Origin of the sequence: Vibrio paracholerae (assembly GCF_037672085.1) — a bacterium.
Taxonomy (GTDB): Bacteria; Pseudomonadota; Gammaproteobacteria; order Enterobacterales; family Vibrionaceae; genus Vibrio; species Vibrio cholerae.
On record NZ_JBBHLM010000002.1, the window covers coordinates 2,622,557 to 2,641,364 of the forward strand.

Consider the following 18,808-nt stretch of genomic DNA (forward strand, 5'->3'; position numbering starts at 1 on the left):
CATGGACTAAAACACGCAATTTCTAACCGTTCTCTAACGGAAAGAGAAAATTATTGATCCATTACGCATTCAGAGTGAGTGCGATTCACGCCACCAGATCACCCGATCACTGCCGCGATACAAGCCAAATTGCGCTCGACCTTGGGTGGTTTGATCAAAATTGTTGTCGCCATCTTTGTCTTCGGCAAGCCACAGCAAGTTGTGCGCATTGAGATCTAACACCGAATCAATCACACCACGCGCCCCCGCTCCCGGCGCACTAAAGCGGATAGTACGCTGACCTTGGGCTAACTTGCCAGTATCATGTTCAGCGCGCACCTGTGGTGGAATGGCGCTGCCAGATGTTAACACCATATAATCATTCGATTGCAAGGTAAAACCTGTGATCGCAGGCAGTGCTGTGCAACTGTCCTCAATCGTACGAACAAAACCATTGTTGGTGAAATGCTCGACATACATGGGTTGCTCCAAGGCTTGAGTCTCTGGCCCATACACATCTTGAATGACTAATTTGCCCCAATACAGCGGCATAGCTCCATCAATGTGTGAAAACGTATATCCCAAACAAGGGGATACGGCATTCTGCCGATAACAGACCCCATCCAGATCCGTTAAGTTAGAGGCATTTAAGGTCAGATCAAACGCCGCCTTAAACACTTCCTTAAGCTGCACTGGTTTTTCATACCACACCCTTTCACCATTTAAGACAATGCCACTGTTGTTTAATGCCTGTCTGCTGATAGGCGAAGTCTGCAGATTATCGAAACCAAGATTCACACCGTTTGCACTATCACTGTAAGTGCGACCATTCCATTGATTGTTATAACGCCACCAAGGGTCGATGAGATAATTTTGCGTATCCGCATTATTGGCGGATTTAGGCTGTAAATAGAGTCCCGGACTATTGGAATACTCGAACGGCTGACCGAGATAACTAAAGGCATTACCGGTTTTACATGCCGCATCTAAGGTGACATTACTCATCGGAGATACCGAAAAGTAAGCGGGAATAAAGCGCCCAATCGGCCCAGTTGACACAACATCGATCGGTAGATTGGCGCTCGCTAAGTCAAGGCCAAGATAATGGGTGGGTGCGACCAAAGAGAAATCAAACACCCCGACTTCACTCACTTTTTGCGCAACAGTCGTTGTCCCCCCAAGTAGATGAGTGTATTCATTTACGCCTAACACACCCGACTGCCCTGCCGATGGCTGCACCAGAGTGTGTTGTAGCGCGATATTTTGTTGCTGGTAGTTATAAGCCGTTAAATTGTTTGTGAAATCATTATCTTCAATGGGCGCAGCAACAACGGCTCGAATTTTCAGATCAAAGTTTTCATCGGCTCTCGCAAAAACATTACAACTGATATCTTCTGTAGAACATTGGCCATTTTGATGTGTCGGGTTATATGAATGATTAGCACTGAGTACCAATGCCCTAGGGACACGAATAAAGCTATCTTCTCCCTCCAAGAGCAGACCTTGCTCATCACCGCTGCCCGTGAAACGAGTATGCAGAGCTAGACTACCCACTTCACGATAAGAGATCGGGAAACTCGCCTCACCATTTTGATTAAAGTTCAAACTTATCGAGGTCGCGTTATTTGCAGACTGACCAATTGGCGTTCCATTTACCCCCACACTGACAGATTGGAATCCACTATTATTGGCCGTCGGATTGAGGTATTCACTCCAAAACGCCACTGATTTTTGGACATTGCCAAAACTTGGTAAGCATTGTTGTGAAGCATTATCTTTGCGCACCGCTTTTATGGTGCCCGTCACCGTCTGGTTAGCATAAGCATTGGGTACATCGACAATAAAGCCGCTGTCTGCAAAGTTGACGGTACAATTGGCCGTAGAGTAACTGTTGGGATTGTTCGTGTAGCTACAGAGGTTGACCTGAAAAGGCTTACTGGCAGGAGTCGAACCAAGTACATTGACTGACACATTCCCTACACTATTACGTCTCAGTTGCGCCGTGGCAATTCCATTATTGAAATTCACTTGTGAGCCGCTCACCCAACCACCAGTCGCACTCGGTGCTGAATTTGGAGAGAGCGTAGCCGTCACAGGATCCGTGTATAGCTGACTACAATTGTCATTCGCACAAGCTTTGATCTGAACCTCAGAAGCGCTACAAGTCAGCCCTTGCTGTGGCAGAGTGAAACGGAAGTGGTCAATTAATTGTCCAACAGGGCGAGATTTCAATGCACACACTTTGAAGTTCTCAATTTCATGATTATTGACCGAAGCGCCCGTTGAACCCGCTAATGAAAGTAAAAAATCCACCGGTATTGCCCCCTGATTCGGGTTACTCAGCGCGTTATACCAGTTAATTAAGGTTTGCATCGTGCCATTCACGGAGCGATCGACACGAACCCAAACGGCACCACCACTGCGCGAATCAATGGTGATGAAATAACGATGGCCGGGTCCTGCACCAGGGAAAATACAAGATGAACAAGCTCGACGCACATCTAATTTAGGATTGAGATTGGCGGCAGTGCCCACTAAATATTGATAATTCGCTGACTCAGAACCACGAATCGCCACAGCTTGCTGACGAAAACCGGGGCCACCTTGTCGCCCTTCGGTTGGGTTGGAATAGTTACCCCATTCATCAAGACCGACACCTAACCAACCTCCAGCAAATCCAGGCTTGACTGGGTTAGAGTCTGTGCGCGGTGCATAACCTAGAGAGCCACCAAAGCCTCCCGTTCTCGGAGTCACCGTCGCATCTGAAAAAATTACCGAAACCCCATCGGCTCCATTACCGGTTAAATTCGCCCATGCATAATAATCAAACTCGACGGTAACCAAATTGCCTGCTGCAGGAAAAATGCGCTGATAAGTCACTGCTGTCGCTTGATTGGTTATCGCTTCTGTTAAACGCATTCGGTTACTAATAATACTCGGTGTGAAATTACCGCTACTGGTGTAAGGAATCCAATTTTGCCCAAGAGATGAGCGATTAAAATCATCGGTAAAACAAGCATAGCCTTGCTGTTCATTTTGGTTAATCTCAGTATTAGCCTCCATAAATAATCGATGACTTGTGACCCGTCCATTAATGACAGATGTGTTATGCAGAGTTAATGTGCCACCGACATAGAGATAAGCCTTTACCTGATTCGATTGATTTAATGTGATATTGTTATAACCAACAATGGTTAAATTGCCTGATCCTGAGACATTAATCTGTGCACTATTCCAATCAGAACTATTTCGAATAAAAAGGCGTACATCCCCATCAACAACAACTTGGCTGCCTTGGTTTAACTCCAGTGATTCAATCCAGTAATCCCCCGACGAAAGCACAACCACTGCTCCTCCTCCCGCCGTGAGTGATGTCACTTTATACTCGTTCTGATTACTGAAAGTTAAAGTACAGGCTTGATACAATTCTATCCGTCCATGATTAGATTGGGTAACCTGTAAGCTTTGTCCACTCTGACATCCGTTAATTTGAGTAGCGGTATTTGAGGAGAATTGAAATTGATTCCCCCCACTTAACGAGAGTGAGGGAACGGTATTTCCTGAAACTTGACAAAGATTATTATCACACCGAGCATCGGTGCGTTCTGATGTAGGGTTAATAGAACAAAAATCTACAACTGAATTATTCGTTCCGTTAATTCTTGCGCTGTTGTATTGAATTAACTGCGGATTCGGTGCGCCGCTACAACTGCCATGGCCTTGAACAACACTGGGAAAATAAATTGAGTGATCAATATCCTGAAATGCCAAAGCATAAGCAGAGAGCAATGCAAAACATCCCAATCCCACTAGCGTTTTGGCTAACCACTTATTCACTTTTCACTCCTACTTCAATAATGCGTTGTAAGCTCCAATCTCCTACCTGACAACGCCCTATTGCGCTGAGTTGGTAGACTTCTTGCCCATTATCTAACGCCCCCAGAGATTGACACGTTACCGAGGCCACGCACTGCCCCAATCCTTCCCCCACAAAATCAATATTCTGTAAGGTGCTCGTATGGCAACTACCTGTGGTGGTTTGATAAAAACGACTGAGCTCGATATTAAGCGCCGAGCGTGCAGCCATTTCAGCTCGCGTCCCCAAAACCATAGACACCAGTTGTTGGCTACTACGCGCTTGATTGCGATTGGCCACCAGCGCAACAAATCCAACCACTACGATAATAAAAACCACGAGAATCAAGGCATTGCCCTGCTGCTTACGGTGTGTTGTAGACCAGAGCATCATGATCAAACCTTACTTGCTCACCTTTATCGGCAAAAGTCAGCTCAATTTTGACTAATCCATTGCGCTGCAACTGTGGGGCTAACACACTGAAATTGGCACCACTCAGGCTCTGCGCCATTAACACCCCATTCCCTAAATAGGCAGGTGACAAGGCCGTTCTATTCAAACTATAGCCTGCATAGCGGTAGATGCTGTTACCTTGGTAACAATATGCCACGGGGGTAGTATAAAAATAGGCGCGATTCGCGGGCGACTGTAGGGTAAACAAAGTGCCCTGCACTAAGGGGACATTCACCATAGTACGATCCTGTGGTGGTGTGAAATCAACGGTGCTGGCCACTTCGGCAATTTGCCCCGCTGCTGGCAAGAGAGCGGCGCGTAACGCAGCAGGATCATTGGGAGAAATCACTAAACGCTCTCCCGCTTGGATCGACTTAGTGATAGGCAAGAGGCGCAGAGTATCCACGGTATTCGTCGGTAATGACTGGTAAATCGCGCTGTTTACAATCGGCAGAAACTCAATACAACCATTGGCCACCATGACACTATTGGGCACGGCTTCACGCAGTTCACGACTCATACGTTCTGTTAAAAAACGTCCTTGCTGGATTAAGGCTTCACGCGCAGTGGTATCGACGTAAATCCCCATCGCTTGCCCAGCAATATTGCCCAGAAATAAGCCAACAATGCCAAGCAAGATAATAGTGATCACCATTTCGATTAGGGTGAAACCACGGCTCATCAGTAGTTCCCCTTAATCGCAGCAAACGGATACGCATTACCTTGCGGATCGTAAATCACTAATGCAATACGTTTGTAGTGGGTTCGCTCTGTGGCAGGCGTTGCCGAAAATTGACCGCCATTATCTGATACATAAAACACTTGTATCGATACGCTAAAGCGTTGGTATTCAGAGGAAATATCCGTACCCAGCACATCAGTGACGGGTATTGGGCTTGATGTGATGTAATCATCCACGTCGTTGAATTCTGTGTTATTGGATTCACCTGTATCTTTACCTAACGCGGATGGTGCACTGCAAAGCGTACGTTCAGCCGTTTCCGTAATCACACATTCAGGTAAGCCACCATTTGGGCCTGAGTGTTGATCAAAAGCACGCCCCAAAACTTCATCCAGTACTGCCCGCCCCAATTCTGCAGCTTTCACCGATAACACTTGCTCTGCACTCTGTTTGGAGCGTGGATATAACGAGGTGGTTACGCCAACTAGTGCAACACCCAACACCACAATCACGATGATCATCTCAACCAAGGTAAAACCACGCGTAGCAATCATCGGCTTAACAGGCATAAATATACCCTTCGGTATTGATGCAGACTTGGCGAACCTCATTGTGCGTCGAACTACTGATGCTCACCGTGCACCCAGCACTGATACATTGCGTAGCACGGCCTAAACTATCGAAATCAAGAAAAGAAGTCCCACCCGAACCCGTTAAGGAAAGCGCCACACCACTGGCGGTGGCATCCACCCACGAAGGGTCGGTAGGGTTACTGGGAAAAACGCTAAGACAACTGCCTTGCATGGCTTGCGGGGAGACTTGCACTGCCGCAGCGCTGGTGAGCAACCAACGATTACAATACCCCGTACGCTGCATCGCGCGGCTTTGGGTTAAACGCAGTGAGGCTAATATTTCACTCTGCGTGGTTACCACCGCAAAGGAGGAAGGCCCCAAAAATCGGCTCGCCGTATAAGCAGAGAGTATCCCTAGTAGGATAATCACCACTACCAGTTCAATAAGGGTAAAACCTTGTGTTTTACCCTGAGACAACTCAATACTGCTTTGCCGCATGGCGAATAAATTTAGCTCAAGCCGTTAGAGAACAAAGGCCAGACAAGCTGGCCTTTAAAATCAGTCACATTTACTAACTGAGATTGTAGGTTGAGCATTACTCACTGTTGTAAACAGAGAATATGTTACAGAGCATTTAGTTGCATTAGCACCAGTAACACCATTTTTAAAGCTATATGATATCGACTCAGAACCTGCTGTAGCACTTGATGCAACAACAGACCAATCTGAATTTAATCCTGAAACAGCCAAGCCAATACCATTAGCATTGGCTGCTGGGTACCCCCAAACAAGAGCCACATTATCACTGCCGATTGTTACTTCCTGCCCAGTTGGAATTCCTTCTTTTCCATCTAATGCAGCTCGGCCGTAAACGATACCTGCTGCACCTTGCATTGCACCTTTTAGGCCTTGCAGTGATGCCTCTCGCGCATCGCCTTGCAGGTTTAAGAAACGGGGCGCTGCTGTGACGGCCAAGATACCGAGAATTACAATCACCACGACCAATTCGATTAGGGTGAAACCACCTTGTCTTTTCATTATTACCATCTCTCTTTCATGTGAATACGCAGCATTACTGCAAGGTTACGGTCACGCGACCAGTGTTAACTTCATAAACAAATTCATGTTGGCTGCCTTTTTCATTTTGCGCATAAGTGCATGTGGCAGCACTACTATTCGCTTTCGCTGAATATTTGTAATTAGAATTACTCGCTGCTTGAGTTTCCGTGCCCACTTGAGGTGGGTTTTGCAGCAAATTATTCATTAAATCTATGCAAGCCTGATCTGTGATACCTGAAGGATAAGTCGCATTATCGGTATTCAAGCCCAAAGGATAACCATCACGATAGCCGCTGGTTGCGGAGGTGGTTAACCAAAAATTGACTCCATCATAATTAATGGACGGATAATTATTGGCGGTCAACGTAGGGCGAGCTTGCGCCTCCCATTGCGCTCGTGCAGAGAGGACACCAGTGGCAAAGCCCCCTGCAACCCCCTCAATACTGGCTTTCTTCGCCTCATCGGTCACATCAAGAAAACGGGGCAAAGCGGCGACAGCCAGTAACCCAACCACCACAATCACGATGACCAGTTCCACCAATGAAAAGCCTTGCTGCATTTTCTTCATATTTTTCAACTCATTTACGTAACGTACGGCGTGCATTATACGCCCTTTTTTAACTTTGATGTGGTTAACGTGTCAAAAATTCAGCGCATCAAAAAACTGGCATTTATCGCAAAGTAGCGATCCTTCAATTCCACGTCGAGTTGCACCATATCACCGTATTGATAACGGCACTGGTAGCCATTCGCACGCTGGAATGCCGTCACTCTTGGTAACCAGTCCAACACCTTACGATCAGGATAGAGCAAAAATAGCACTTTTTCACAATCAACTCCTTGATCGAGCTTGGGAAAAACCCACCCATGTTGCATTGGAATCTCGGCTTGTTCTATCTGTAAGTGTGCTGGGTGCCCTTGCAATACCCACTCTTGCTTATAAGTGTTCGCCCGATCAATCAGTTGCAACCTTGTCATCTCTAAGGCGGTGTGTAGCGTATCACTGAACATAGACCGCCATACCGAAAACATCGCCGTCAATAAAACCACCACCAAAGCGAACCAGAGAACAAATCGGGTACGCTCAAATCCTATTTTCATTATCAGCCCTTGAGTGCATCCATCATGCCCCACATAGGAAGGAAGATGCCCAGCGCCAATACCAGTACCATGGCCGCGACAAACAGCAATAAAATAGGCTCAATGCGTGCCGTGAGCGTTTTTAAATCATAGTCGACTTCACGATCATAAAAATCAGACACTTCTAGCAGAAGTTCATCGATACGCCCGGTTTCTTCTCCCACCGACATCATCTGAATCACTAAAGGGGTAAAAATTTTGGCATTGATCGCTGTGGCAGAAACCGCCACCCCAGATTCAATCTGGCTTTTCATCTCTAAAATACGCTGCTCTAGAAACTTGTTATCTATCGCTTCTGCCGACAGCGCTAACGATTGATTAAGCGGCACGCCTGCCGACAGCATCAAGGAGAAAGTACGCGCAAAACGTGAAAGCTGCGCACGATTAACAATGTCTCCCACAATCGGCATACGCAGACGCAAATGATCCCACCGAATGCGGCCATTCGTGGTATTGACCCAAGCCCGAAACGCAAACAGTAACCCAACAATGATCCCGAGCAGTAAGCTCCAGTAGTTCACAAAAAAATCGGACGTGGTAATCAAAATCCGTGTTGGCAAGGGTAAATCGACCCCAAAGCGGCTAAACATACTAGTAAATTGCGGGATCACTTTGACGTTCAAAATAAACATCGCTAACAGCACAAAAGTGATGACGAAAGTCGGATAGCGCATCGCCGTTTTGATTCTTTTGCGCGTTTCCACTTCTTGTTCGTAGTAGCCAGCCAATTGCAACAAAGCCTGATCTAATCGCCCTGTATTTTCTCCCACTTGGATCATAGAAACAAACAAAGGGCTAAAAATCGCGGGATGCAACTGCATGGAAGCCGACAAGTTACGACCATTGGTCAGCTCATTACAGACTGAATCAAGCGCCGCTTTGAGCTGCTTATTGTGACTATTCTGGGCTAAGCCGCGCATGGAGCGCAGTAAAGGCACCCCCGCTTTGGTTAAGCTGTACATTTGTCGGCAAAAAATCACCAGCACTTCCAGTGGTACGGAGGGAGTCAGTAGCGCTTTCCAGTTAAAATCGAAGGCACTTTTTTCCACCTCCCCCTGCGCAATCGAAGTAGGCACAATACCTTTGTTGAGCAGCATTTCTGCGGCTAATTCCTCAGTGGCAGCCTCGACTAACCCAGAGGCTTTGCTGCCATCGGCATTACGCCCCTGATAATAAAACGTCGCCATGCCTACTCCTACAGATAAATCGGTTCAACCAGACCAGAGGAATCACCTTCACCCAGCGACATCACTTCATCAAGACTGATGATACCTTGCAGCGCTAACTCCATCGCCGAAGCCAGTAGCGGTTTGTAATCGGTGTTACTGCGTGCGGCTTTAGAGAAGGCCACAGCATCATTTGCCCGCAAGCAATCCATCATCGGCTGATCCAGCTCAAGCATTTCGAATACACCGATCCGGCCGCGATAACCGGTTAAGTTACAGTTTTGGCAGCCGCGTCCACGAGTGAATTTGGCGGCAACTTGGTTAGGGAAACGCGTCACAAGCCATTGGCGACGCGCTTCATCCACCTCATCATGTCCACTACAATCCGGACAGACTTTACGCACCAATCGCTGCGCAACCACGGCACGTACCGCACTGGCGACCAGATAACCGGGCGCGCCCATATCAATCAAACGCAGCGCGCTATCGACGGCATCATTAGTGTGCAACGTACTTAAGACTAAGTGACCAGTTAAGGCGGCGCGCAGGCCAATTTCGACCGTCTCTTGGTCACGCATCTCACCGACCAGAATAATATCTGGGTCTTGACGCAAGAAAGTGCGCAGTAACGTAGAGAAATCGAGATTGATTTTCGGGTTCACTTGTACCTGATTGATCCGTGAAATCCGGTATTCCACCGGATCTTCCGCAGTAATGATTTTTTTGCCGGACGTATTGAGCTCGTTGAGTGCGCCATACAAGGTGGTGGTTTTCCCCGAGCCAGTAGGTCCCGTCACCAGAATCATGCCATGAGGGCGTTTCAACTGCTGACGCAAACGCAGCAATAAATGAGGCGGAATACCGGACTCTTCGAGCTTTCTAACCCCTGCAGATTGGTTGAGCAGACGCATCACCACCGATTCACCATGCTGGATAGGCATGGTTGACATCCGGATATCGACGGATTGCCCTTTTACGCGGATGTTAAAACGTCCATCTTGCGGAAGGCGTTTTTCTGAAATATCCAGATTCGCCATCAATTTTAAGCGCAGCACTAAGGCGGAGGCGATATTCACTTCATGGAGCAAGGTTTCATGCAATACCCCATCGATCCGTTGGCGCAAACGCAGTACGTTGGCATCCGGCTCAATATGTATATCCGAGGCTCCCACTTGAATCGCATCCTCAAACAGAGAGTTGATCAGTTTAACAACCGTCACTTCATCGCTATCTGAATCAGTGATCTCAAAATCAAAACTATCATTGGTTTTGTGTTCGGCATGCAATTGCTCGGCAAACGAGACAATTTCTTTGGTGCGGCGATAGTAACGATCAAAACCATCCACCAACTGCTTTTCAGGGGCGATGACAAACTCAAAACCATAATCAGGTAACTGATTGAGCAGAGCCTCTTGAGCAAACAGATCCGCAGGATCACTCATAGCTACGCGCAGCGTATCGCCACTACGACCGATCACCAGCGCACGCAAACGGCGAGCATGGACTTCGGGCAGCAAAGGAACCGCATCAATATCGACATGGGCACGGCTCAGATCGATCACTGGCAAACTCAATTGCTGCGCCAAAAAGTTCAGCAACTGGGTTTCGCTTAAAAAGCCAAGCGAAATTAAGGTATCCCCTAAGCGACGTCCGGTCTTTTTCTGGGCATTGAGCGCTTGTTCAAGCTGCGCTTCACTCACAATCTCTTCTTCAACCAGCAAGTCACCAAGCCGTTTACGCAGTTTATTAATTGGCACCTTGTGTCTCCTCTAAACTGGCCAGTAATTGCAAGCGTTGATGAATAAACGCTTGCGATTGACTGGACAATCCAACTTTATTGAGAGCTTGTTGATAGGCGCGCTGCGCCGCAGGCCATTGTAGAGCGCGCTCTTGTTGAATCGCCAACCCTAACCACCAACGCCCATTATTGGGATCTTTCTCTGTTAGTTGTTGATAGCTTTCCCGCGCGATCTCATCTTGCTTGGTTTTCTGCGCGAGAGCAGCACGCAGTGACAGATACTCAATTGAGGGCTGCGAAGGCAGATAAGCCAAAGGCACCAAAGCCGCGGCGTCTTGCTTTTCTTTGACCAGTAACTTGGCGAGCGCCAAACGCAGCACTTCACCGTCCGGATTACGCTCAATCCCGGCTTGCATCAAATCAAACGCTTTGCGCCCATCGCCTTTGCCATAGTAGAGCGCCGCCAGTTTTTGCCTTACCATTTCATCATGCGGGGTATAACGCAGCGCTTCCGTATAGGCGGAGACTGCCGTCTGTAACTCATTACTTTCCATCGCTTTTTGCGCACGCTGTAAGGCTTTTTGCGCTAACTGTTCCGGCGTTAATGAGACTTGCTCTACGATCATCACCGGCGATGAGCTCGGTAAGCTTGAGACCTCTTCTTCGAAAAAGCTCAGTTCTGAATTATCAGCAAGATTCAGAACCGGCTCTGCGTTTAACTCAGTCCCTAGCGCGGTTTGCTCTCGCTGACGATTCGCAGTCTGCTTGAGTGAGGAGGGTGAGCTTTCTACCTTAGCAAGTACTGCGTTTTTGACAGCAGTTTCGTTCTTGGGCAACGTTTCTTTTTGGACCAAAGTTTCATTCTTAACCAAAGCTTCGCTGTTAATCGGTGCTTGATATAAGGCGATGCTTTGCTGTGTGGTCTTTTGGGTCGGTGACGGCACTTCTGGCTGCACAATCTCCGCTGACGACGGAATAGCATCCACCGATTGCAATGAGATAGACCAACCACCAACGGCAAGACTCACGCCAAAGCCTAGCATCACCCATAACCACGCTGGACGAGCTTTCGGCTTTGCAACATCAATCCGCTCAATATTCGAAAGGCGTGAGTGACTTCGCTGCGCACTCTTTGCTAATGCTTCATTCACCACACTCATGGTTTGCTCCATCCCCACAAAATTGGGGTTTTAAATCTTGGTTTGCAGCTGTCATAGGTGTCATGAATCGCTGCAAAAAGATGATGTTGATTGACCAACGGGCTCTGCTCATGCCAAGCGAGTAACAGCGCCTTATGACAAATTTGATTGATCAAACGCGGGATCCCTTGTGATGCACGCCAGACAGCTTTTTTCAGGGTCGCATTGAACAGCGGATACGGCGCTTGGGCTTTCTGTAAACGGCTCTCAATATACACCTCAGTCTCAGCTTGAGTTAACGGGCGCAAATTGGCGTTAAAGGTGATCCGTTGCCGAAACTGACGCAAATGATGCTGCGCTAATCGCACATCGAGTTCAGGTTGCCCAATTAAAACAATCTGCAGCAGCTTAGTTTGTTCCGTTTCTAAGTTGCCAAATAAGCGCAAGGTTTCTAGCGCTTCATCAGACAACGCCTGCGCTTCATCGACCAAAGCAACCACGCGTTTACCTTGTTGGTGAAGCTCAATCAGTCGTGTTTGGATCTGCTCGACCACTCGCACGGGCGATACAACATCCAACTGCAATTCCGCTGCGACCGCCTGCCTTAATTCTTCGCCGCTCAGCATAGGATTGGGCAGATAAATCAGCGCCACTTCATCGCCTAAGTGCGTCAACAACATGCGGCAGACCATGGTTTTTCCAGTACCGACCTCTCCAGTGAGCTTGCTGACGCCTTCCCCCATCTCAATCGCCGCACTTAAGGTTTGAATCGCCTCAAAGTGCGGTGCGAGCCCCAGAAACAATTCGGTATCCGGAGTGAGATGAAAAGGTAACTGTTCAAGGCCAAAGTGCGATAAATACATACGCTTATTGACTATCCGGGAACCATTCCTGTAGCAAACTGCGCGAGCGCTCCAGCTCTTTTTGCCAAGTATTTACTCCGACGACCGTCGGCTTGAGCAAGATAACCAGTTCTGTTTTCTGTGTTAGTTTTGTCGTGTTACGAAATAGGTTCCCCAAAGCGGGAACATCGCCTAAAAATGGCACTTTTGACACTTGGTCAACGGTATTTGACTTCATCAAACCACCGATCACCACTACATCGCCATCTTTCGCCCGAATAACCGAATCCGACTCTCGAATTGAACTTCTCGCCAACGGCAGTTCAATCTCTTCACTTCGGTATAAAATTTTCTTGGTCTGTTGCTCGACTTCAATCACCGCAGGATGCAGCACATGCAGTAATACATTGCCTTGGTCGTCAATTTGCGGCGTGACATCCAACGAAATCCCCGAGAAGAAAGGTGTAAGGGTAATATTGGGTGAGGCTTGTGCGTTATCTCCGCTTCCAACCACACTGGATAAGTCGGTCACATAATATTCATCCGTACCGACTTTAATCACCGCTTTTTGGTTGTTGGACGCGGTTACTCGCGGGCTAGACAGAACATTTAAATCGCCCTGTGTCGCCATAAAACTGATCACCGCATCAAAGCTGCCACTGGAGATCACCACATTGGATTGACCGCCTAATAGGCTGCCTATCGCATCTAAGCCGGGTAATGTAGAAGTGATGGGATTGCCATTACTGTCTTTGGCTATACCGGTGCCCAATTTATAATTGGCACCATTGGATGAAAAGGCTTTGCTCCAGTTGATCCCTTGTTGGTAACCATCACTGAGGGTCACTTCAAGGATCTTGGCTTCGAGGATCACTTGTCGATGCATTCGCTGTTGCGAGATGCCAAGAAACTCGTTCACCTGACGAATTTCATCGGGGTAAGCGCGTAGGGTTAATACCCCTGCTTGCGGATTGGCAATCACCGTTTGGCCACCGCTACCGCCAAGCAACTGAGCCACCGCTTTTTCTAGTAGCGGCCAGAAATCACTTTCGTTCGTGGTTTCAATCTCCGTTCCGCCACGAGCATCGCTTCTTTTGGAATTAGAGTTGCTCGAAGTGCCATCCGAAGAGCTATTACGGCTAATATTGGACGAGGAGCTACTACTTGAATTTGAGTTATTGGTGTCTGTATTGGTGATGGTGCCCGTCGTAATCGCGGTTAATGAGCGCCCTGTGCGTTTAAATTGCAGATAGTCAACTGGGATAGTTACCGTTCGTAACCCAGCTGGATAGATTTGGATGACTTTCCCTTCTTTCACCACCTCAAAACCGTACAAATCACGCACTACACCCAAGGCTTCATCTAGAGTCACGTCGGTCAAGTTGAGAGTAATTCGCCCAGTCACCGCAGGGTGGATCGCCGCACTGTACTCGGTTCCCTGCACTAAACTGGCAAAAAAGGCCTTCGCTTCGACATCCTCAGCTTGGATCCGAAAACGCTGCAAAGTTTTCGGCTCGCTAGCGGTAAGCGTGTCTATGTCGGGCATCAAATCAGCTTCTACCGAGGGCGGTAATTGGTCAATCTGACGACTGTTCGTCTCGTTAATAGCTTGGTTAAGGGCTTGCTTAGCTTCAACAGGATCGCGGTGTCCCATTGAACATCCCACCAAAGAAGTCAGCACTGAAGCGAGTACGATTTTACGCATAAGACTCTGTTACCTTTATTGTTTTATATCGAGCGTAAACAGTGCTAGTCGCCACTCTTTACCTGCTCGGGTGAGTTTCACCAGATCGGGATGGATCGCTGCCACACGATACCCATTCACCACATCCCCTTGTGCTACGACTCTTTGTTCAATAATCGCATAACAGCTTCTACCTTCTGCACAAACAATGCTTTGCAGAGTAGGCACCGGATAACTCGGCTTTTGCAATTCCGGTTTAGCCGGACTGACCCAGCCTAAAGGCGCCGTAGGATCTTCACCTGCATAACTATAGGCCGCTGCAATTAACACCAAGAGAACACCATATCTAACCACCGATAAACTCCTCTCGACTGCCTAAAGTGTAGACTTCTAGGATCACCCGAGCCCGTGGGTAACTTTCCACTCGGTAATGAAAGTGACGCCAATAATATTTCACAGGCAAAGCTTCCAAGGCTTGCAGATAATCTCGGATAGCAAAGTAGGATCCCGTTAACTCCATACGCACAGGGTGAATATAGTATTCTGATTCAGATCCGGATTCCTTTGCGCGCACAATCGGCTCTGCCGGCAAAGACTCCAAGGAGACCAACTTCAGTTGTTGCCCTTGTTTTAATACGCTTTCGAGCAAATTGGGCATCTCTGACGCGGCGACCATAGAGGTCATTTTGGCCGCCAGCAGCTCGGAAATCTCCTGACTTTGCAACGTAAGTTGGCTCAGCTCCACATCCAACTCTTGATCTGGATTTTTCGCCAACTGCGCTTGCAGCGCCATGATTTCCCCTTGAAGCTGCTGGTTACTTGACATCAGGGTTTGCATTTGCAATTGACGTGCTTGGCCCTGTTTTAAGGCAGGCTCAATCAATCCCAGCAATAGCATCATTAGAATGAGCACGCTACCGCACAGCGTAATTAACCCTTTCTCTCGTTGCGACAACGCGGAGAAGCGACTTTCGAAGTTTTGCCAACCCGATTTCATCTTGGCACTCCTCGTTGAGTGTTGAGTTCAAAGGTGATCATATCTTGATCATTACGGCCAATTTTCAGTTGCTCAAAGCTTCTACCCATTAGATGTAATTCTTGTTTAAATTGATTGATCCAGTTCGGTATCGCGGCAGGATCACGAGCGAGCCCCTGCACATTTAATTGTGAAGAATCCAAGGTAATACTGCTTAAAGAGATATCGCTACGCGCCAGTCGAGCCAAAGAGTTCAATACGCCGGAATAGCCCGTTTGCTGAGCCACATCAAACTGCCCAATCGCGTCTAATGCTTGCTGCTTGCTAGAGATCTCTTGCTTTATGCGCCCTATCGCCGCCTGTTTAGCGGGCGAAGGAAGATGAACCGCCACCTGTTGACGTAAGTTGGCCGCTTGTTCTGTTAACGATTGATTTTTTTGCTGTTGCTCTTGCCACTGCTGTTGGATAACCCAGTTTTGATACCCAACCCCTGCGTACCCAAGCAATAACACAACGCTCAAGGCCAACCACGCCAACAAGAGATTGGTTAAGGTGAACTTTTCACGCTTCGGCTTGAGGTGGTCTTGATAGAAATTGATGGTTTCTTGTGGGATATCGCGTGCATAACGAGCCAGTTGTTCACCACAGATGGCCGCTTCACCATCAAGTCCTGATGCTCGCACACTTAAGCGCTCATTGAGTCCGGTGATCAAAGCCTGTTGTTCTTCACCATCACAACACACTTTTAGCTGCTGCAAAGAGCCGCCCTTTAACTGGGCGGATAAGTAATCAATCGAGCGCTGTAGCTCTAACGCCAAGCTATCTAACTGAAGAGCACTGGCCGCGTTATCGGTGACAGGCGCAGTGATCCCACGCAAGGTGCGTTGAAAACTGCACTGACGATCAACGAAAGCATCTAGCTTAAAGCTGCCCCCCATGCTTCTATGCAGTAACAGGAAGTGGCTCAATTCTCCGCCCACCAGCCCCCAAATGGCTTGCTCGGGGATCACTCGTCCTAGCGTTAATCCTGCCGCCACCGCCATGCTTTGCAGCTCAAGGATCGTACGTTTGCTGATCACATAGGCTTGTACTTTACCACTGCCGGGAAGAGGGTGAGCATCCGCCACCACATCCGTCACTTTTTCACTCAACATGTCCTTGAGCAGGAAAGGTAAGGCTGCAGACCACTCTTCACGCGGAATGCTCGGCTGTTCAATTTGATAAGTTTGATAAAGCTGTGAATGCAGTACAAGGTGGATTTGCACATCATGGACAGCGTGCTTTTGCAGCGTCTGTACCAGTACGCTTTGCCAACTTTGTTGCAGTAATGGCTGGGGAGAAATAGGCGATAAATCATCGGATGTGAAGTACAAGTGCTCTGGCTGCACCACAACATATAACTGTTGCGAGGCAACCTTAGGGGCAATCAGTTTCTCTATCCAACTCGGTTTCTTCATTCTCTACCACTGCTATTTGGTTCGCCATCGATTACGCTTGCCGATGGGCTTTATAGAGATACGTTGAGGTTGTTTCAACTGCTCTGGTAGTACAGGAGGCAACATCTGCTGTTCCTCACCAAACAAGCGTCCTTGAACACCACTGACACCCAGCATCTGTAAGGTTTGCCATTCTTGCGCAGTCTCAACCCCCACTGCAACTACTTCTGCTTGGGTACCGCCACACACACCTACCAAACTGCGTACGAACAACTGATTTTCATGGCGTTGGTCAATTTTCTTTATCAAACTCCGATGAAGTTTAAGATAGTTGACTTTTAAGTCTTTGATATAGTGAGTACTGACAATTGTTCGTCCCGCTTGACCCACCACTATCTTGCAACCAAGCGCGGCTAACATACGAATGATGGGGCGCATGTAGTCTAAATGGTTGACCAAATGCGCTTCTGAAAACTCAAAAGAGAGTGCTGCTCTAAGAGAAAAAGGCATTTGCATCAATTCGTTACGAATCCAGCGAGCATACCGTTTATCGTTAAATGGAACAACGTGCAAGTTTACCGAGAGTGGTTCAACCTGTTCAGAACGCTTCAGAAAACTCACTATAGAACTGAATACCGCACGATCCAGCATGGCTTCATAACCGACCGTTTCTAAAGCAGAGCTAAAACGCGACGCTTTGAGAATGCCTTGTTGCGGATCCTGAATACGCGCAAATAACTCATAATGTAGGAATTCCCGCTCTCCATTGACAGAAATACGGTAACAGGGTTGGCGATAGAGCAAAATCTCTTCTGGGCGAAGTACCTGTTCAAACAATGTACGCCACCGAACGCTACCGCGATCTTCTTGTAACTGTTTGGGCTTTTGAAAACGGCTCCATGCATTCACCCCTTGCAGTTGAGCACTTTTGAGCGCGGTTTCCATCTCATCAATAATCCGTCCACGCCGCTCACCTTCTTGATACATGGTCACACCAATGTGGAACCAATTGTCTTCAAGTAGGGGCTCGGGGGGATTGATGCGCTCAATCAACTTGATCGCCTGTGCCGCCACTTGAGCAATATCTTTACTGCCTTGATGAGGGATAAACAGCGCAAACACATCATCATAGTAGCGAGAAAGTATGGCATCCGGATAACGCTGTACTATGTTGGATAAACACTCACCCACCTCAATGATAAACTCATCGACCGCACGTTTAGGGCTCTCTTCTCGCGCCGACTCTAAATCATCGACACGCAACATCATAACGCCGCCGTGAGCGCCGCTTTCCAGTAAAGCCGATTCCAGCTTACTGTCATACAACACCCGATTCGCCGTCCCGGTCAGTTGATCTAGGAAGGTTTGGCTGCGAATAAAGGTATCAAAACGGCTACGTTCTTGACGTGCATCTTGCAACTCTTCAATCAAGCGATCTAAGGCTTCACTTGCCGTGAAAGGCCACTCTCGCGGATCCCCCTTGGCATGTTGCTCCACTCGTCCAGCAAGAATCATTCGTCCTCGCTCTTCCAGTAACTCCGATCCTAGTAGTTGCTCTTTCAACCATTTCAAACCACGGATTAAGAAAAATACGATCAATAGTACCGCTAAGGTGGTTGACCACATGGCTTGCAGTGAATAGTTGTAATTGAGGTAGGGAGGCACCGCTTTAAAATGCATCACGTAACCGGGATTACGCTTGAGCGGCAAAGCGACTTGATGCAAACGTGAAGCTTCAATAGTGTTGGTGGTGTCTTTAAAACGGTAGACAGTGCCCGCTTCGGAAGTGAGCTGCATCTCAATGATGTCACTCGCTTGGAGCATTTTAGGCATCCAACGCTGCATAGAGTAAGCGGCGTCTGGGTCTTCCATCTCTTTGTCTACGACTTCAACTATCCCTTGTAGATAGTGATTGAGGTATTCTTGTCCCAGACGCTGAAAAGATAAGGTGCCACCAAGGAACAGGATAAACATGGCACTGATCACCGTCATAGTAACGAACGCCACTAACCGAGTGCTCAGTTTTAATGTCGGTGTATACCTCATTTGTGCCACGTTCCTTATGTGCGCCGCTACCTATCATTC

The 18,808-nt window shown here is 47.9% G+C and carries 17 protein-coding genes; all 17 read right to left on the reverse strand.

Going from position 1 to position 18,808, the window contains the following annotated elements; translation table 11 throughout:
* Positions 1-69 precede the first annotated feature (69 nt).
* The 17 genes from R4537_RS17065 to csrD all read right to left on the reverse strand — a co-directional run bounded on the left by R4537_RS17065 (position 70) and on the right by csrD (position 18,769).
* Positions 70-3,816 (reverse strand): DUF6701 domain-containing protein, encoded by a 3,747-nt coding sequence (locus tag R4537_RS17065; RefSeq protein WP_071178331.1) that lies wholly within the window; start codon positions 3,814-3,816, stop codon positions 70-72.
* On the reverse strand, positions 3,809-4,228 hold the full coding sequence (locus tag R4537_RS17070; RefSeq protein ID WP_000979734.1) for a hypothetical protein: 420 nt from the start codon (positions 4,226-4,228) through the stop codon (positions 3,809-3,811). Before R4537_RS17070 ends, R4537_RS17065 begins: the two co-directional genes overlap by 8 nt.
* Entirely contained in the window at positions 4,200-4,970 is a 771-nt protein-coding gene (locus tag R4537_RS17075) for a PilW family protein (RefSeq protein WP_042989134.1), read from the reverse strand. The genes R4537_RS17070 and R4537_RS17075 overlap by 29 nt, the downstream gene beginning before the upstream one ends.
* The gene (locus R4537_RS17080; RefSeq protein WP_071178330.1) at positions 4,970-5,539 is read right to left on the reverse strand and encodes a prepilin-type N-terminal cleavage/methylation domain-containing protein; all 570 of its coding nucleotides are present in this window, start codon (positions 5,537-5,539) and stop codon (positions 4,970-4,972) included. The genes R4537_RS17075 and R4537_RS17080 overlap by 1 nt, the downstream gene beginning before the upstream one ends.
* A complete protein-coding gene (locus R4537_RS17085) occupies positions 5,529-6,041 on the reverse strand; it encodes a type II secretion system protein (protein WP_071178329.1) in 513 nt (170 codons plus the stop codon). Before R4537_RS17085 ends, R4537_RS17080 begins: the two co-directional genes overlap by 11 nt.
* A 60-nt stretch (positions 6,042-6,101) precedes the next feature.
* Positions 6,102-6,581: a type II secretion system protein gene (locus tag R4537_RS17090; RefSeq protein WP_071178349.1), complete on the reverse strand. Its 480-nt coding sequence runs from the start codon at positions 6,579-6,581 to the stop codon at positions 6,102-6,104.
* A gap of 34 nt (positions 6,582-6,615) precedes the next feature.
* Positions 6,616-7,170, reverse strand: a complete 555-nt coding sequence (locus tag R4537_RS17095) for a prepilin-type N-terminal cleavage/methylation domain-containing protein (RefSeq protein WP_000738709.1) — start codon at positions 7,168-7,170, stop codon at positions 6,616-6,618.
* An 80-nt stretch (positions 7,171-7,250) separates the two neighbouring features.
* Positions 7,251-7,703, reverse strand: coding sequence for an MSHA biogenesis protein MshF (locus R4537_RS17100; RefSeq protein ID WP_071178328.1), 453 nt, complete (start codon positions 7,701-7,703; stop codon positions 7,251-7,253).
* A gap of 2 nt (positions 7,704-7,705) precedes the next feature.
* Positions 7,706-8,929, reverse strand: coding sequence for a type II secretion system F family protein (locus R4537_RS17105; RefSeq protein ID WP_071178327.1), 1,224 nt, complete (start codon positions 8,927-8,929; stop codon positions 7,706-7,708).
* Between the two features lie 8 nt (positions 8,930-8,937).
* Entirely contained in the window at positions 8,938-10,665 is a 1,728-nt protein-coding gene (locus tag R4537_RS17110) for an MSHA fimbrial ATPase MshE (RefSeq protein ID WP_071178326.1), read from the reverse strand.
* Positions 10,655-11,806 (reverse strand): tetratricopeptide repeat protein, encoded by a 1,152-nt coding sequence (locus R4537_RS17115; RefSeq protein WP_071178325.1) that lies wholly within the window; start codon positions 11,804-11,806, stop codon positions 10,655-10,657. The genes R4537_RS17110 and R4537_RS17115 overlap by 11 nt, the downstream gene beginning before the upstream one ends.
* The gene (locus R4537_RS17120; RefSeq protein WP_000281364.1) at positions 11,803-12,648 is read right to left on the reverse strand and encodes an ExeA family protein; all 846 of its coding nucleotides are present in this window, start codon (positions 12,646-12,648) and stop codon (positions 11,803-11,805) included. The genes R4537_RS17115 and R4537_RS17120 overlap by 4 nt, the downstream gene beginning before the upstream one ends.
* 4 nt (positions 12,649-12,652) lie before the next feature.
* On the reverse strand, positions 12,653-14,332 hold the full coding sequence (gene mshL / locus R4537_RS17125; protein ID WP_071178324.1) for a pilus (MSHA type) biogenesis protein MshL: 1,680 nt from the start codon (positions 14,330-14,332) through the stop codon (positions 12,653-12,655).
* Positions 14,333-14,347: 15 nt separating this feature from the next.
* Positions 14,348-14,665: a hypothetical protein gene (locus tag R4537_RS17130; RefSeq protein WP_000252817.1), complete on the reverse strand. Its 318-nt coding sequence runs from the start codon at positions 14,663-14,665 to the stop codon at positions 14,348-14,350.
* Positions 14,658-15,308 (reverse strand): type II secretion system protein GspM, encoded by a 651-nt coding sequence (gene gspM / locus R4537_RS17135; RefSeq protein ID WP_071178323.1) that lies wholly within the window; start codon positions 15,306-15,308, stop codon positions 14,658-14,660. The genes R4537_RS17130 and gspM overlap by 8 nt, the downstream gene beginning before the upstream one ends.
* Positions 15,305-16,744, reverse strand: coding sequence for a PilN domain-containing protein (locus tag R4537_RS17140; RefSeq protein ID WP_071178322.1), 1,440 nt, complete (start codon positions 16,742-16,744; stop codon positions 15,305-15,307). Before R4537_RS17140 ends, gspM begins: the two co-directional genes overlap by 4 nt.
* 12 nt (positions 16,745-16,756) lie before the next feature.
* A complete protein-coding gene (gene csrD / locus R4537_RS17145; protein WP_071178321.1) occupies positions 16,757-18,769 on the reverse strand; it encodes an RNase E specificity factor CsrD in 2,013 nt (670 codons plus the stop codon).
* Positions 18,770-18,808: the final 39 nt, after the last annotated feature.

Coding starts and splice junctions, on each gene's coding strand:
- R4537_RS17100 (WP_071178328.1), bottom strand. CDS start 7,703: ATGAAAATAGGATTTGAGCGTACCCGATTTGTTCTCTGGTTCGCTTTG.
- R4537_RS17085 (WP_071178329.1), bottom strand. CDS start 6,041: ATGCGGCAAAGCAGTATTGAGTTGTCTCAGGGTAAAACACAAGGTTTT.
- R4537_RS17140 (WP_071178322.1), bottom strand. CDS start 16,744: ATGAAGAAACCGAGTTGGATAGAGAAACTGATTGCCCCTAAGGTTGCC.
- mshL (WP_071178324.1), bottom strand. CDS start 14,332: ATGCGTAAAATCGTACTCGCTTCAGTGCTGACTTCTTTGGTGGGATGT.
- R4537_RS17115 (WP_071178325.1), bottom strand. CDS start 11,806: ATGAGTGTGGTGAATGAAGCATTAGCAAAGAGTGCGCAGCGAAGTCAC.
- R4537_RS17075 (WP_042989134.1), bottom strand. CDS start 4,970: ATGAGCCGTGGTTTCACCCTAATCGAAATGGTGATCACTATTATCTTG.
- R4537_RS17095 (WP_000738709.1), bottom strand. CDS start 7,170: ATGAAGAAAATGCAGCAAGGCTTTTCATTGGTGGAACTGGTCATCGTG.
- R4537_RS17070 (WP_000979734.1), bottom strand. CDS start 4,228: ATGATGCTCTGGTCTACAACACACCGTAAGCAGCAGGGCAATGCCTTG.
- R4537_RS17120 (WP_000281364.1), bottom strand. CDS start 12,648: ATGTATTTATCGCACTTTGGCCTTGAACAGTTACCTTTTCATCTCACT.
- R4537_RS17080 (WP_071178330.1), bottom strand. CDS start 5,539: ATGCCTGTTAAGCCGATGATTGCTACGCGTGGTTTTACCTTGGTTGAG.
- R4537_RS17105 (WP_071178327.1), bottom strand. CDS start 8,929: ATGGCGACGTTTTATTATCAGGGGCGTAATGCCGATGGCAGCAAAGCC.
- csrD (WP_071178321.1), bottom strand. CDS start 18,769: ATGAGGTATACACCGACATTAAAACTGAGCACTCGGTTAGTGGCGTTC.
- R4537_RS17090 (WP_071178349.1), bottom strand. CDS start 6,581: ATGAAAAGACAAGGTGGTTTCACCCTAATCGAATTGGTCGTGGTGATT.
- gspM (WP_071178323.1), bottom strand. CDS start 15,308: ATGAAATCGGGTTGGCAAAACTTCGAAAGTCGCTTCTCCGCGTTGTCG.